This is a genomic window from Verminephrobacter aporrectodeae subsp. tuberculatae, assembly GCF_026127385.1.
Taxonomy (GTDB): Bacteria; Pseudomonadota; Gammaproteobacteria; order Burkholderiales; family Burkholderiaceae_C; genus Acidovorax; species Acidovorax aporrectodeae.
In genome coordinates this window covers 800614-815825 of sequence record NZ_QZCX01000002.1, presented here as the reverse complement: position 1 = coordinate 815825, position 15212 = coordinate 800614, and the positions used below count along the sequence as shown (strand labels likewise).

General features: G+C 61.8%; 12 protein-coding genes. 7 read left to right on the top strand and 5 right to left on the bottom strand.

Annotation, left to right across the window (positions count from 1 at the left end):
* The first annotated feature begins 66 nt into the window (after positions 1–66).
* The 7 genes from choX (at position 67) to D5041_RS11650 (ending at position 6688) form a co-directional block, all read left to right on the top strand.
* Positions 67–1017, top strand: coding sequence for a choline ABC transporter substrate-binding protein (gene choX, locus D5041_RS11680; protein ID WP_010104673.1), 951 nt, complete (start codon positions 67–69; stop codon positions 1015–1017).
* Between the two features lie 53 nt (positions 1018–1070).
* A complete protein-coding gene (gene cdhC, locus D5041_RS11675; protein WP_010104675.1) occupies positions 1071–2000 on the top strand; it encodes a 3-dehydrocarnitine:acetyl-CoA trimethylamine transferase CdhC in 930 nt (309 codons plus the stop codon).
* A gap of 55 nt (positions 2001–2055) precedes the next feature.
* Positions 2056–3021: an L-carnitine dehydrogenase gene (locus tag D5041_RS11670; protein ID WP_265284797.1), complete on the top strand. Its 966-nt coding sequence runs from the start codon at positions 2056–2058 to the stop codon at positions 3019–3021.
* Positions 3022–3063: 42 nt separating this feature from the next.
* Positions 3064–3546, top strand: a complete 483-nt coding sequence (locus D5041_RS11665; protein ID WP_265284796.1) for a thioesterase family protein — start codon at positions 3064–3066, stop codon at positions 3544–3546.
* A 32-nt stretch (positions 3547–3578) separates the two neighbouring features.
* A complete protein-coding gene (locus D5041_RS11660) occupies positions 3579–4520 on the top strand; it encodes an alpha/beta hydrolase (protein ID WP_265284795.1) in 942 nt (313 codons plus the stop codon).
* 7 nt (positions 4521–4527) lie between these two features.
* Complete coding sequence (traF, locus tag D5041_RS11655; protein WP_010104263.1) at positions 4528–5052, top strand: conjugative transfer signal peptidase TraF; 525 nt, start codon at positions 4528–4530, stop codon at positions 5050–5052.
* A 205-nt stretch (positions 5053–5257) separates the two neighbouring features.
* On the top strand, positions 5258–6688 hold the full coding sequence (locus D5041_RS11650; RefSeq protein ID WP_265284794.1) for an L-lactate permease: 1431 nt from the start codon (positions 5258–5260) through the stop codon (positions 6686–6688).
* 211 nt (positions 6689–6899) lie between these two features.
* Here D5041_RS11650 and D5041_RS11645 read toward each other — a convergent pair whose 3' ends face one another.
* From D5041_RS11645 to D5041_RS11625, 5 genes are all read right to left on the bottom strand, one after another.
* Positions 6900–8939 carry a hypothetical protein gene (locus tag D5041_RS11645; RefSeq protein ID WP_265284793.1) on the bottom strand — a complete coding sequence of 680 codons (2040 nt, stop codon included), beginning with the start codon at positions 8937–8939 and terminating at the stop codon, positions 6900–6902.
* A complete protein-coding gene (locus tag D5041_RS11640; protein WP_265284792.1) occupies positions 8936–10459 on the bottom strand; it encodes a peptidoglycan-binding domain-containing protein in 1524 nt (507 codons plus the stop codon). The genes D5041_RS11645 and D5041_RS11640 overlap by 4 nt, the downstream gene beginning before the upstream one ends.
* A gap of 434 nt (positions 10460–10893) precedes the next feature.
* Positions 10894–12333, bottom strand: a complete 1440-nt coding sequence (locus D5041_RS11635) for an ATP-binding protein (protein ID WP_265284791.1) — start codon at positions 12331–12333, stop codon at positions 10894–10896.
* 3 nt (positions 12334–12336) lie between these two features.
* Complete coding sequence (locus D5041_RS11630) at positions 12337–14829, bottom strand: Hsp70 family protein (protein WP_265284790.1); 2493 nt, start codon at positions 14827–14829, stop codon at positions 12337–12339.
* Complete coding sequence (locus tag D5041_RS11625; RefSeq protein WP_265284789.1) at positions 14826–15200, bottom strand: hypothetical protein; 375 nt, start codon at positions 15198–15200, stop codon at positions 14826–14828. The genes D5041_RS11630 and D5041_RS11625 overlap by 4 nt, the downstream gene beginning before the upstream one ends.
* Positions 15201–15212 lie beyond the last annotated feature (12 nt).

Here is a 15212-nt window from a genome sequence, read left to right as displayed (position 1 = left end):
CACTATTGCCCGCGCGGCAGGCGGATGCGCAAGCCGCGCGCAACAGATCCAAGGGGAAGGAGCTCCATGCCACTTGACGCCAAAACCTTGTCCTCCAGCCTGCTGTGCGCCGCAGCGCTGCTGCAGCCGGTTTGCGCGCAGGACCCGGACAGCTGCCGCAAGGTCCGCTTTGCGAATATCGGCTGGACCGACATCACGGCGACCACGGCGCTCGCGTCCACCGTGCTCGAAGGGCTTGGCTACCAGCCGGTGACGACCGTCGCGTCGGTGCCGATCTCGTTCACGGGGCTGAAGAACCGGCAGATCGACGTGTCGCTCGGCTACTGGTGGCCGGGGCAGGAGCGGATGATCACGCCGTTCGTCGAGGCCAAGACGATCCAGGTGCTGGAGCCGCCGAATCTGCCCAACGCAAGGGCGTCGCTCGCAGTGCCGAGCTACGCATACGACGCGGGACTCAAGACCTTCTCCGACATCGCGCGCTACCACACGGAACTCGACGGCAAGATCTACGGCATCGATTCGGGAACCAGCGCAAACGCATCGATCAAGGCGATGATCGACAAGAACCAGTTCGGCATGGGCAGCTTCAAGCTGGTCGAATCGAGCGAGGCGGGAATGCTCATCAGCGTCGAGCGCGCGGTCCGCGACAGGAAGTGGGTGCTGTTCCTCGGGTGGGAACCGCATCCGATGAACATACAGATCGACATGCGCTACCTGACCGGAAGCCAGGGCGCGTTCATCAACGACGGCGTCGCGCGCGTCTATACGCTGACCGCGCCGGACTTCCTCACGCGCTGCCCGAACGCCGGCAGGCTCGTGGGCAATCTGCGCTTCACGGCGCAGATCGAGAACACCGTGATGCAGGACCTGCTGAGCAGAGACCGACCCAAGCCCGCCGACGCAGCGAAGGCGTATCTCAAGAAAAACCCGCAGGTGCTCGACGACTGGCTGGTCGGCGTGAAGACGTACGACGGCAGGGAGGGGCTGCCGGCGGTGAAAGCCCACCTCGGTCTCTGAAGCCGGCACCGGAACGCCCCCTCCCACGTACAAGCACAGGAATGACCCCGCGCATGAACCACGAAGTCATCGTCACCTGCGCCGTGACCGGCGCGGGCGATACGGTCGGCAAGCATCCGGCGATCCCGGTCACGCCCCGGCAGATCGCCGACGCCGCGATCGAAGCCGCGCGGGCCGGCGCCACCGTCGCGCACTGCCATGTGCGCGATCCGCTGACCGGCCGCGGCAGCCGCGACCCGAAGCTGTACCGCGAGGTGCTGGACCGCATCCGCTCGTCGGGTACCGACGTGATCATCAACCTGACCGCGGGCATGGGCGGTGACCTCGAGATCGGCTCCGGCGAAGAGCCGATGCGCTTCGGCGCGGCAACGGACCTCGTCGGCGGGCTGACGCGGCTCGCGCACATCGAGCAACTGCTGCCGGAGATCTGCACGCTCGATTGCGGAACGCTCAATTTCGGCGACGGCGACTGCATCTACGTGTCCACCCCCGCGCAGCTGCGCGCCGGCGCAAAACGCATACAGGAACTCGGCGTGAAACCGGAGCTGGAGGTCTTCGACACCGGGCACCTGTGGTTCGCCAAACAGCTGCTCAAGGAGGGGCTGCTCGATGCGCCGCCGCTGTTCCAGATCTGCCTGGGAATTCCCTGGGGCGCGCCCGCCGACACGGCGACGATGAAGGCCATGGTCGACAACCTGCCGCCGGGCGCGCAGTGGGCCGGCTTCGGCATCGGCCGGATGCAAATGCCAATGCTCGCGCAGGCGCTGCTGCTCGGCGGCCACGTGCGCGTCGGCCTCGAAGACAACCTCTGGCTCGACAAGGGCGTTCCCGCGCGCAACGGGACGCTCGTGCAGCGCGCGCTCGAGATCATCGAGCGGCTCGGCGGCCGCGCGCTCTCGCCCGCCGAGGGTCGCCGCACACTCGGCCTGCCGGCACGTGGCGCGCGACCGCTGGAACGCCGCCCGCCCGAGCCGTTCGCCTGATGAACGGGGCAGCAAGGCATCATTTGCATCATTTTTCGCAAGCATCGGGAGCACCATGCCAGTGATCGTCGATATCAGGACATTTGCCGCCATCGGCGCCGGCGTGATCGGCAGCGGCTGGGTCGCGCGCGCGCTCGCGCACGGCCTTGACGTGCTGGCCTGGGACCCGGCGCCGGGTGCCGAAAAGCAGTTGCGCGAGAACCTTGCGAACGCCTGGCCCGCGCTCGAGCGCGTCGGCCTGCGCGCCGGGGCGTCGCAGGCACGACTGCGCTTCGTGGATACGCTGGCGGCCTGCGTCGCGGACGCGGACTTCATTCAGGAGAGCGCGCCCGAGCGCGCCGAGCTCAAGCGCGCGCTGCACGAACAAATCGGTCTTGCCGCAAGGCCCGATGCGCTCATCAGCTCGTCAACCTCGGGCCTGCTGCCGACGGATTTCTACGCGCGCACCGCGCATCCCGAGCGCTGCATGGTCGGCCATCCATTCAACCCGGTGTACCTGCTGCCGCTCGTCGAGGTGCTCGGCGGCGAGCGCACCGCGCCCGCGGCGCTCGAAGCCGCACAGCAGGTGTACCGCGCGCTCGGCATGCGGCCGCTGCACGTGCGCAAGGAAGTGCCCGGCTTCATCGCCGACCGGCTGCTCGAAGCGCTGTGGCGCGAGGCGCTGCATCTGGTGAATGACGGCGTCGCGACGACCGGCGAGATCGACGACGCAATCCGCTTCGGTGCGGGAATCCGCTGGTCGTTCATGGGAAGCTTCCTCAGCTACACGCTGGCCGGCGGCGACGCGGGAATGCGCCATTTCATGCAGCAGTTCGGCCCCGCGCTCGAACTGCCGTGGACCCGCCTCGTCGCGCCGCAGCTCAGCGCCGAGCTGATCGAGCGCGTGGTCGACGGCAGCACGCAGCAACTCGGCACGCGCTCGATCAGGCAGCTCGAACGCTACCGCGACGACTGCATCACGAGCGTGCTCGCAGCGATCCACGCCGCGAAGGCGCGCCACGGCCTGCGCGCCGACGAGTAGCGCCGCGGGTTTCGGTCCCCTCACCTTCCAAGAGCGCAAGCCATGCCAGAACTGGAGCTCTACCGCGGCACGGTGCGGCCGGAATGGGTCGATTACAACGGCCACCTGCGCGACGCCTACTACATGCTGATCTTCAGCTTCGCGACCGACGCGCTGATCGAGCGCATCGGCCTCGACGCGGCGACCCGCAGCGCACGCAAGCGCTCGCTCTTCACGCTCGAAGCGCACATCAACTACCTGCACGAAACCCGGCTGGGCGCGCAGCTGCGCATCGCTGCGCGGCCCATCGCACACGACGCGAAGCGCCTGCATCTGTACCTCGAAATGTTCGCCGACGCGCGCTCCGATCCGGTCGCGGCGAGCGAGCAGATGCTGCTGCACGTGGACACGGGCGGCCCGCGCGCGGTCGCCTTCGATCCGGACGTCGCCGCGCGCGTGCAGGCCTTCGCGCACGCCTGCGCCGCGCTGCCACCGGCGCAATACGCGGGCCGCACGATCGCGCTGCCGCCCGCGCGGCGCGCATGACGCAAGCACCGCAGCCCAACCCCGCAAACACCATGCTCACACCCGACATCGCCGACTTCGTCGCACGCACCGCCGCCGTGTATCCCGCGCACGCGGCAACGCTGCCGATTGCCGAACAACGCCTGATCTACGACCGCTATGCGGCGTCGTTCACGCCACCGCTGCCCGAAGGGGTGCGCACCGAGGACCGCGTCTTCCACGCTGCGGCCGGACACCGGATCGCACTGCGGCTCTACCGACCGCCGCCCGGCGGCACGCGCGGCTGCGTGCTGTATTTCCACGGCGGCGGCTTCGTCCTCGGCTCGCTCGACAGCCACCAGGTCGTGACCGCGCGCCTGGCCGCGGACACCGGCCTGCGCGTGATCGCGGTCGATTACCGGCTCGCGCCCGAACACCCGGCGCCGGCCGCGCACGAGGACTGCCTCGAGGTCACCCGCGCGGCGCTCGCCGGGCGCCTGCCGGGCGCGACCGACGCGCCGCTGCTGCTCGCCGGCGACAGCGCGGGCGCCAGCGTCGCAGCGGGCATCGCGCTGCGGCTGCGCGATGCCGGTTGCGGAAAAATCGCGGGAATGGCCCTCGTCTACCCGATGCTCGGCGACGAACCGCAGCCCCCCGCGCGCGATACCGAAGCGCATGCGCCCATGCTCACGCTCGCCGACATCCATGCGTTTCGCCGCCACTACTGGGGCGCAGCACGGCCACCGGACTGGATTGCACCGCTCAATGCACAGCGCTTCGACGGCCTGCCGCCCACGCTGGCGATCGGCGTCGAGCACGACCCGCTGCGCGACGACCCGCGCGTGTTCGCCGAACGCATACAGGCGGCCGGCGGAACGGCGCGCTCATGGTGCGGCGTGGGCATGGTGCACGGCTGCTGGCGCGCGCTCGAAGTCAGCGTGAGCGCGCGGCGGCTGCACGACGAGGTCTGCCGTTTCCTGCGCGATAGCGCCAACAACGCTGCGCACCCGACCTGATCGATCCATGCGCCGCACCCGCACACGCATCGTGGCCGGCGTCGCCTGCGCCGGCGTCGCCGTCCTCGCACTGGCCGCCGCCGGTGCCCGCGTGAACACCAGCAAGAGCATCCCGCTCGGCCTGTACTGGGCGAGCAGCGCGCCGGTGGACAAGGGGGTCTACATCCTCTTTTGCCCGCCGCAGCGCAGCGTGTTCGACGACGCCAGGGACAGGGGCTATATCGGCGCCGGCTTCTGCCCCGGCGGTTACGGCTACATGATGAAGCGCGTGGTCGCCACCCGGGACGACACCGTGGCCGTCGCCGACGACGGCGTGCGCGTCAACGGCGAGTTGCTCGCGCACAGCGCACCGATACGGACCGACAGATCCGGCCGGGCGCTGCCGCGCTACCGCTCCGGACGCTACAAGCTCGGCGAGTCCGAACTGCTGCCCATGTCGGACGCAAGCGCCACCTCCTTCGACGCCCGCTACTTCGGCCCCATCGAGCGTGCGCAAATCAGAAGCGTGCTGCGTCCGCTCATCACTTGGTAGAGAGAGCCACGCCCGCCATCGCGTCAACGCGGCGCGGACCACAGTCGCTGGGGCGGGTATACGCCTGCCTATTGATGACGAATCGGGCGTTCGTTTCATTCTTTGACCAACTGAAATCGATCCAACAGAGTCCCTCAGTCGGGAGACAATATGTTCATTCGTCCCTCCGCCGTCGCAGCGGTCCCGACATGACGGAGAGCCATTGATGTATCTCGGAATGCTTCAAATCTCGCCCATCTTGGTCGTCATGTCCATGATCCTGCTCTTGCGGCGACCGCCAGTCCAGGCGTCCGTCGTTGGCGCGGCCCTGGCGATCGCGCTCTGGTTGGGTGGCGCGGCGACTCCCTTCAGCGAATCCATTGCCTCTGCGGTGAGCCAGGACACCCTGATTCTGTTTGCATCGACCGCATTCGTGATGGCGCCGGGTCTTTTATTCGTCATTTTCCTGGAGCGCGGCCAAGTGAATCTGTCGCTTTCGTCCTGGGTGAAGAATCTGGGTCTTTCGCCACGGCTTCAGGTCGTTTTCATTGTTTTCGGGCTCGCACCCCTGCTCGAATCCATGACCGGATTCGGTGTCTCCCTGATTGCCACGGTGCCGCTGCTCGTCGCATTGTTCGACAAGGAGCGCGGTATCCGGGTTGCACTTTGCGGGATGGCGATCATGCCCTGGGGAACGCTCGGCCTCGCAACCGTGATCGGTGCGGCGCTCGCTGGCATTTCAGCCTTCGATCTCGGATCGACCTCTGCCTTCACAAGCGCTCCCGTCTTTGTCGGTCTGGCATGCATCGCCCTGTTCGTAGCCGGCCTTGGATCGGTTGCGTCCGCCAGTCTGCTCGTCTTGGCCGGGACGCTTTTCATCACCGTGCTGCATCTGGTCAGTCTCGCGACAGGACCCGAAATTGCCGGCGTGAGCGCCGCCGCCGTCATCACGATCGCCGTTCTCGCCTTCGCGCGAATCCGCGCCGGCATGCGCACACCCTGGCCGGTTGCGGCATGGCCTTACGGCCTCCTGCTGGCAATCATCGTGGTTCTCAAACTGTTCAATACCGCGACGGGCTTCGCCGACCATTTCATTCTTCAGGGCGATCAGATCCGTTGGAAACCGCTGGCTTCCCCTGGCGTCGCCCTCCTGCTCATGGACCTTTTGCTGCTGCGCAAGTCAAGTGCCGACGGCGTGGTCCAGTCGCTCTTGGTCCGCGCCAAGCGGCCCTTGCTGACCATTTTCTTCTTTCTTCTCATGTCGCAGGTTCTCGTCAAGGCCGGGTTCTTGAAACTCTTCACCGCAACTCTTGGGCAAATCGACCATGTTCCCCTGGTCGGTCTCGTTGCAACGCTCGGTGGATTGGCGGGATATTTGACCGGGTCCAACGTCGGTGGAAACGCGATCGTCATGCCCCAAATCGCGCATCTGGGCCTGTCCCCTGAATATCTCCGGTTATTCGCGGCCATCCAGAACAGCGCTGCGGGCCATGCAGCCCTGGGCTCCCTGCCAATGGTTTCCCTTATCCTGGGCCTGGCCAAGCAATCACTGCCGCAGGAGCAGCAGTTCACGCGCTTTGCGTTCTTTCTGGCTGTGTTCAACGTCGCCATGGTCGCCCTGGCCGGGGCCGTGCTGCTTCTGCTTGCGCGCGGATAGCCGTTCCTGGTGCGTTACGCGGCGACCGGAAGAATGCGCGCCAAGCGCCTTTGAATTCGTCGATCTTAGCTGAGTCGCGCTTGCAGCTCGTTGTTCTGCGCCGTCAGCATCTGCACCCTCGCCCATAGCTCCAGAACCAGTTCATCCCTCTGGGTAGGAATGAGTGAGTTGAGGTCGGGTAGCTGTTGTATCAAGTTGCGGAAGGCGACAGCTATCTTAACATGCGCCACCAGTTCATGATAATCCAGCAGATTAAGCAAAGCGAGATGGCGATGTGCCACTTGTCAAATACTCTGAGTGGCCCTTTCCCCAAGAAGAGATACCCACCGCCGGTTGGAATGACGCGATATCTCGCAATTGGAAATATCGGAACAAAGAAGAACACAAAATAATAGGTCACCATATAAGATCCATTAAACGGATTCTGGTCGGTGCTTCCATACAGAGTGAAGCCGATGCCATTTATCGAGGACAGCTCCGGTGCAGAAGACACTGGTTTCAAATCACCCAGACTATTTAGGTTTCCCTGAACGGTAGCCAGGTTTTCCCGCAGTTTCTGACGCAGCTTGTTGTCCGAAGCGAGCTCCAATGCCTTCTGCAACAATGTCATACAGGGTGCCCACTTCGATGTCTCGTTGCCGTACGAGACCGCGCAGTGCAAAAGCGTCACCGCCATCTGGTTTTGAGCCTCTTGATAGGTCGGAGAGCTCGTCTTGATGAGAGTCGCTTTCAGGATGGCACCACCTTCCTCAAGAACTCGCTGCCCTTCATGATGTGCCAGCGATGGGTTCCTGTCCACACTCGCCGATATGCTTTCGCAGAGCTTACGGATCGGGTCGATCAGCGTCGATTCGTTGCGACGCTGGGCGATGTCATTCAACGCTTGTGCGTCTTCCTCGACTCGATCAACGATGTCCGGAATCTCACTGAAGACCTCCTTGAGCAGACTGGTGAGCCGTTGTGACTGCTTGAGCAAATCGTGCTCATTGAACAAATCGACAGCCAAGCTGCGAACCTTGTAGGCGAGGTCCCTGCTTGCGTCGTGATCCATGCCCCGCGCCTTAAAGCTCACCTGGAGTGGCTGCGCAACCTTGTCCCAATTGCGAATGACGCCGTTGAGACAGTCGATCAGCGGCCGGACTGCCCCCTCACCAGCCTTCGCAGACTCTCGCATCGCACTGATGAGCTTCTCAACATTCTCAGCTTCCTTCTGTAGGAAGCTCTGCGTCTCCACTGCGTAGCTATCGACGATCTCGTCGATCAGCTCTGGCGCGTGTTCGGCTCCGCCGTTGGTGGCACGGTCAACCGTGAGCGTCATCGACTGGACGAGCGCGTCCGGCTGGAGCCTGTTCAACGCGTCCTTGATAGCATTTCTGAAGTACCTCTTTCGCTCGGCTAGCTCAGACTCGACTTGGTCCGTACCTCGCACTTCCGGGAAGCCGGAGACGGCCCTATCCTCGTTCACGGCCTGCAGGACTTCTTCTGCATCAAGTTCATCCACACGAAGGGCCATCTCCTGGATGAATTGGGCAATCTCACCAGGCCGATCCTGTGCATCGACGGCCTCGAAGGCTGCAGCCATGAGATTGCAGTGCGCAAGTGCCGGCAACCCTACCTCGGCGCGAGCGGCCATCGGGTCTGTCAGCAGCGCTTGAGTCAGTGCATGGGCCCGTCTGGGTGACACTCCCGGCAACCAAGCCACTTCTGCGCTGAGTCGCGTTCTAGGGTTCGTGAGGTCGGAGCGGGCCTTTTGACACTTGGCGTGATCGATCTCAAGCGCCTTCTCCTCTGCCAAGTCGACGATCCGCCTGCGATCATCTCGGGGACTTGCGGCCAAGAGGGCGAACGGACTCTCTTGCAACGCTGTACCTTTGACGCCACTTGCCTTGCCAAGAATAGAAGAAGTTACCTTCGCCGAAGAACCTGCGACAGGTGCGGCGCTCCGCTCGGGTGCGTCGCGCGAAGTCTTGACAGGTGCTCCCGCACTACTGTGCGGTGCCGTCGGACGAGCACTTATGCCGGCAAGCGCGGTACGGGCCTTGGCGATCAGACTGTCCGGCGCTGATAACTTTAGATGATGACGAACCTCATGAGCGAAATGGCCCAACTGAGCCTCGGATGAAATGCGGTCCGAGAGCAACACGGACTGCACAAGCTCATCATTTACGCTGGGCGAAGCACCGCACTCGGTGCAGGCGTGAAATGGCCCCGATTTCTCTCGGCCACAATTAAAGCAAATGGCGGTAGTCATCTCAAGGGTCTTATGTCGTACCGATAGCCAAGTTGGCTCATCTCTCTTCGGAGGCAACCGTAGTACTCACCGGGCTCACTGTTGCGTTTGTGGTAACCGCAGACGTTCTCAATGGCTGCCTGCTCTGACGTACTTGTGCGAGACATATCAGGCTTGCCTTGAAAACTGCCGAGCGCAGCCAGCTCTCGACGCAAGCAGCTGTAGTACTCGCCAGGGCCGCTGTTGCGTTTGTGGTAGCTGCAGGCATTCTCAATAGCTGCCTGCTCTGACGTACTTGTGCGAGACATATCAGGCTTGCCTTGAAAACTGCCGAGCGCAGCCAGTTCTCGACGCAAGCAGCTGTAGTACTCGCCAGGACCGCTGTTGCGTTTGTGGTAGCTGCAGGCGTTCTCAATGGTTACCTGCTCTGACGTACTTGTGCGAGACATATCAGGCTTGCCTTGAAAACTGCCGAGCGCAGCCAGCTCTCGACGCAAGCAGCTGTAGTACTCGCCAGGGCCGCTGTTGCGTTTGTGGTAGCTGCAGGCGTTCTCGATGGCTGCCTGCTCTGACGTATTTGTGCGAGACATATCAGGCTTGCCTTGAAAACTGCCGAGCGCAGCCAGTTCTCGACGCAAGCAGCTGTAGTACTCGCCAGGACCGCTGTTGCGTTTGTGGTAGCTGCAGGCGTTCTCAATGGTTGCCTGCTCTGACGCACTTGTGCGAGACATATCAGGCTTGCCTTGAAAACTGCCGAGCGCAGCCAGCTCTCGACGCAAGCAGCTGTAGTAATCGCCAGGGCCGCTGTTTCGTTTGTGGTAGCTGCAGGCGTTCTCGATGGCTGCCTGCTCTGACGTACTTGTGCGAGACAGATCAGGCATTCCCGGCGCAGCTAGAGACGACGGTTCCGACGGTGGCACGATATGAGCATTCGACGGCTGTGGCTCTACGTTCGGTCTCACGCTCCCAGTGGCTTCTGCCGGAGCCGAACGCGACGAAAAATTAGATCCACTCCTTGTGACAGATTCAGAAGATACTTGAGAAGTCGCTTGCCACAGTTGATTTAGTAGCGCAGTCCCAGTGGTTTCGTCTTCTTTGAAACCATTACCTCGTTGAAAGGCCAAGATTGCGGCGCGCGTCTTCCCCCCAAAGAGACCATCAGCGGCTCCAGCGTCGTATCCAAGTTCGTTCAATCGCTCCTGAATCGCTTTCACCATTGGATCTGGGGTCGGTGCTTCGGACACAACCGCCCAGTCCTGTGACGACGCCGACTTGCTTTGCACAAATCTTGCTCGTCCATCGGCCTCCAAGACCGCTCGATAGCGCTCAACCTCTGCCCTGGCACCTTCAAGCGAACCGCTCCGGTATCGAGACTGTCCGCATCGGCTGTTGTAGTCAGCCACTATCCCATTGAAGCGGTCAACGTCCGAATCGTTGTAGTTGTTGGTGACCTCTTTGGCTGCATTCAGACGAATCTCTTCCGCGACGCAATAGCGAAGTTGTTCCGAAGTGAGGACGTTGTTGGTGCCGACTGGCGGCATCTCCTCAGTCGGACGCGTGGGGACCGATGGCGGACTCGACGCAGGCGGCCACGCCGGACTCGGCGATGCAATGGCCGACGAATCGCTGTTCGGTGTATAGACCGGAGACGACGATGACGACTTATCCCATGACTGCGAGACAAGCCAGATCAGACCTACGACCGCCCCAATGCCGAGTAACCATTTGCCCGCATACGACCCTCCGCTCGGCTGCGCTGGCGCTTGGTGCGGTGGTCGACCGGACTCCTCGCTCTCAGAAGATCGTAGGATGACTTCCGGTGGCGGGCTAGACGTTGCAGTTGTGGTCACCCGCGAGTCGCGCGTTGTCTGCTCGACGATGCTGTCCACGTCAGAGACCATGGACGACAGCCCTGCGAAGCCCTTGCTCGAATCCCCTTTTTCTTGATTTTCTCTCTGAGCCACAGGTTCTCCCGTCAGATGAAGCAGATCCTTCGCGGCTGACCACCTTCGCGTTCACGGGCCGGGGCAGATTCCATGGCTGCAAGCAAGCTCTTTTGATCGAGCTTGTCCTTGCCGGATCTCGCCGCAAGACGGGCACCCTCCCGAACCACAAAGGCCACATCAGACAGCGGTCGTCCCGCGAGCTCGCTCGTAAACGGCTTCAGATCTACGTTGTCAGACCTTGGCAAGGTCGAGAGCAACTTCTCCAGCAGCGACAACACCTCGATTTCGCTGGCGAAGTCGACCTTGATCACATAGTCGAACCGCCCTCTGCGCAGAATCGCCGGGTCGATCATGTCGACCCGGTTCGTCATCGCGACGATGAGCACTTCGTTCTTCGTGGCTTCCGGGATTCGTCTTAGGAACTCGGCGACCTCCTCGACACGGTGATGACCCGATCCCATTTCGCGGTCTGCAAAAAAGGCTTCCATCTCATCGATAACCAAGACGGACGGTGCGTTCTGCATCGCCTTGTCGAAAACCTCGGCGACCTTCTTGCTGGTCCCGTGGATGTACGGGCTAGCAACGCTAGACGCATCTATCTGGAAACTCGGCCATCCAAGGAAGTCAACGAGACGGTCAATGGCGAACGTCTTCCCGCATCCCGGCGGCCCATGCAGAACGATCGCCGATGGGAAATCGATTCCCAGCGCCTTGTATCGATCGCGATGCTGAACAATATCGATGACATGTTCATTGAAGAAGGCAGCCAGTTCCGGTCGACCTGCGAGTTCGAAGACTTTCGTGCCATCGTACGCAGCGGGCGGCCCCTTCTGCGGCTCCTGGCGATCCGACTGCACAGCTTCCTGAGTCGCAGGCGCCGTACGAGTTGGCTCTGCAAGCATCACCTCAGCAACCTCAAAGCTTGCGGCCTGGACAACGTCCTTGAGATGCCTCGCACCCAGCCAGCTCATGGTTTGGCGAAGTCTGCGAAACGACTTGGCGGAAACGCTCGCCCCCCCAGTCAACCAGTAGCCCAGAACAACATCGTCATCAGTTCGCGAGCTGATGCTGTAGGTCGGCAGCAATCTACTGATCTTCTCGACGTACAACGCATCCTGCAAGGGAGTCTCGGTATCGATGCTCCTGGTCGCCTTCAAGGCCATTGCGAATGCAAGAGCTTCAGTCTTTGTGTCCGGTGACTTGCCATCCGCGACTGGGCACAAGACCTGGCTCGGGCCGCACGAGATCGCCCACAGACGACGCTCTCCGAAGTCAAACGAGCTGAATGCACCAAGCTCGATCAGGCCCGAATCCATCCATCGCGTCCCAAGGTCATCGTGCGCGACGAGAGCCCGACCGTCGCCTTGTGTTTCCAGAATCTGCCAGTTCCGCCCGCCGAAAAGGGTGACTCGCGACTTTGCACCGTCTGGAAGCTTGAAGCCAATGGGCAGCCACGCATCGAGCGCCATCGATCAACTCCGCACAATATTTGCACCGGCCATCATCTCGTCGTCGCCGCCTGACCCGATCCGGACCGAATCCAATTGCGCGACGACCGCACGGAGTTTGGTCATGTCGTTCGCCTTCAGAGCCTCCGCGCCTCCGCTCATCAGTTGTGCGTGCTCCCTTGCATCTGGGAACAGGTACGTGTCTTTGGCCAACCGCTTGAAGCGATTGATCACGAACCAGTCCTGGCGCCACAAAATCATGAAGTTCTTGCCGCGCAGGTCATCTAAGTGAGCTTCGAAGTCGCCACTGTTGTTGTCAATCGCTCGTTGAGCAGTCTTCGTCAGGTTGTCGAAGGCGTTCGCCTCCGTGGGACGCGCATGCTCCCGAACATACTTGTCGAAGAACCCGACCACCTTGTCGAGCTCGAGTTGGCGGATGTCCTCCAGGTGCTCCTTGCGTGCCAGGGCCAGCAGACGCTTCGCCTCTTGCACGTTGTCCATCGCCTGCTTGGCAAGTTCCGGGTCTGTTTCACCGGACTTGATCGAATCTGCTTGTTTGAGCTTTTCCCTGGCCTGATCCAGGCGCGGGTCGTCAATCTTCAAGGCCATTTCTTCAAGCCTCTGCATCGCATGTTCCGACTGCTCCGCGACCAGCTTGGACGCTTGGCTGTAGTCGATCTGACCTTCCTGTCGGGAGTAGAAGTTTCGGCCACTGTGGAATGAACCTCCGATAGAGGGCACGGAGACCTCCATCGCGATGTTCCCAGAGTCCAGAACTTCGTACTCGAGAATGAGCTCGGCGCCCGCCCCAATCACGCCGTCGTCGAAGTCGGAGCCCTTGATCTCGAACATGCCGATGAAGCGGTTGTCGTTGATCAGGTCTGGAATCTCACCTTCCCAGAGTTTGAACTTGATCGACCCGACGCTGCCTGCCTTCAGGGACTCCGCAGCCTTAAAGACCCGCTTCCCCTTCTTCGGCAGTTGATCACCTTCGCGAACCAAGTAGTCCAAGACCAAGCGCCCCCCGAGCTTCTCGCGTGCTTCGATGCCAATCGAGTGGGACGCCGGAATCGCATCGATGCTGGCAGCAGTGCGGGCAATGATGATCTTGTCTTCTTTCAGGGCAACCGGTCCGCCCTTCGAATCGAACACAAAGATATTGAATGTGTTCTCGCCAGACTTCGCGAGACTCAGTTCCACCGTCGCTCCATCTTTGAGCGCCATCCGTCCAGATGACCAGCCGGTGTCGAGACTGTCGATCTGGAACTCCGTCCCCGACACCGCCGCACCGCCGACCTTTGCCACGACTCGTGCCTTGGAATCCGGGGTTCGCGCGATGTAGTTGAACTGGATGTCGAGCGATCCCCCCGCACTGATGGCTCCGCGCGCACTCTTGCGCCCGCGGCTCTGTGAGGCCCAATCGATTGACTCGGCGAAGACAGCAGCACCCTCTGCAACCGCCGTCATAGGGTTCACATCGGTGGACGAAGCAATACCAAGCTCAAAGGCAACCTTATCGCGCAGGGGTTTGTACTGGGTCGGGCCACCGACGAAGACGACTCGCTCGACATCGTGCGGGGTCAAACCGGCCTTCTCTAGCGTCTCGCGCGCAGACTGAACACCTTCGTTCACCTTCGCGGCAATGAGGTCGTCGAGCTGCTTGCGCTCGAAAGGGATGTCGACATAGATCTCTGAGCCAGATTCATCACTGACCCCCAAATCTGATTCAGTCAAGCTGATGATCGATTCTTCCTTGGACGACAGTTCGATCTTCGCCTTCTCTGCGGCCCAGAGGCACATCCGGAGCAACGACTTGTACTTCGCGTTCGCGCTGAAGTCATCGGGTAGATCGAACTTCGCAAGCAACCAGGGCTTAACGATGTTGTCGAGAATCGAGCGGTCGAAGTCCGTCCCGCCGCACATCGCCACCCCACCATGAGCCAGTAGGCTGACGCGGCCGCTGATGCTTTCAGCAATCGCGATGTCGAGGGTCCCGCCCCCGAGGTCGAAGACAAGAAAGACACCGTCCCCCTTGCGTTGCTTCATGACGCACATGACGGCTGCGACAGGCTCTTGCATGAGCACGACATTGCCGAGCCCTGCCATTTCAGCGGCGGCCAGCGTCGCATCCTTCTGCATCTGATTGAATGCGGCAGGGACGGTGATCACCGTTCCGGTGTTACCGCTGTTTCGGATCTCTTCGGGCAGGTACCCGAAGCAGAGCTTCAGGATCTCCGACGAGCACTCTTCTGGCGTCATGGTGACGTTCACAGCCGAGAGCTTGACGGGCGTGCTGGTGCCCATCATTCGCTTGAACTTCGTGGTAGCGTTGTCCGGGTTCTTGGCTGCGCTGTCGTAAGCGCGCTTGCCCAGATACTTGTTGCCCCGGCGATCGATGAAGATGGCCGAGGGTGTCACGTCGTTTTGATCAGGGCTCTTGTACAGACGCACAGCCTCCCCGTCGTACGAGCAAATCGCACTGTTCGTCGTCCCGAGGTCGATTCCGATGTAGTTCATTCTTGTACCTTCCTGAGCATCACCGTACCTTGCTTGCGCAGCCCCTCGGAGCCCATGATGATCGGCTCGACCATCTGCTCGACGACCAAAACGTCGTCGGGGCCGAAGTCGCCGATGTTGATCGCTGATGCCGCCATGCCCGGCTCGAACTGGTGACCCTCAACGTTGACGAGCTTCAGCCCGCTCGCATCAAGGCTCTCTTCGACCTTCTTCTGAAAGTATCGAATCTGATTCACGTACCGCGATCCCTCGCCAGCGTCCAACTTGTTGACCAAGCGCGCGAAGAGCCGCGAGAACCGCCAGCTCTCGACTGCGATATCGATCAGCGAACGTTCAAGCTGCTCACCGCTGTTTGTCTGCTCAGAAGTCATTTACATTCCCTG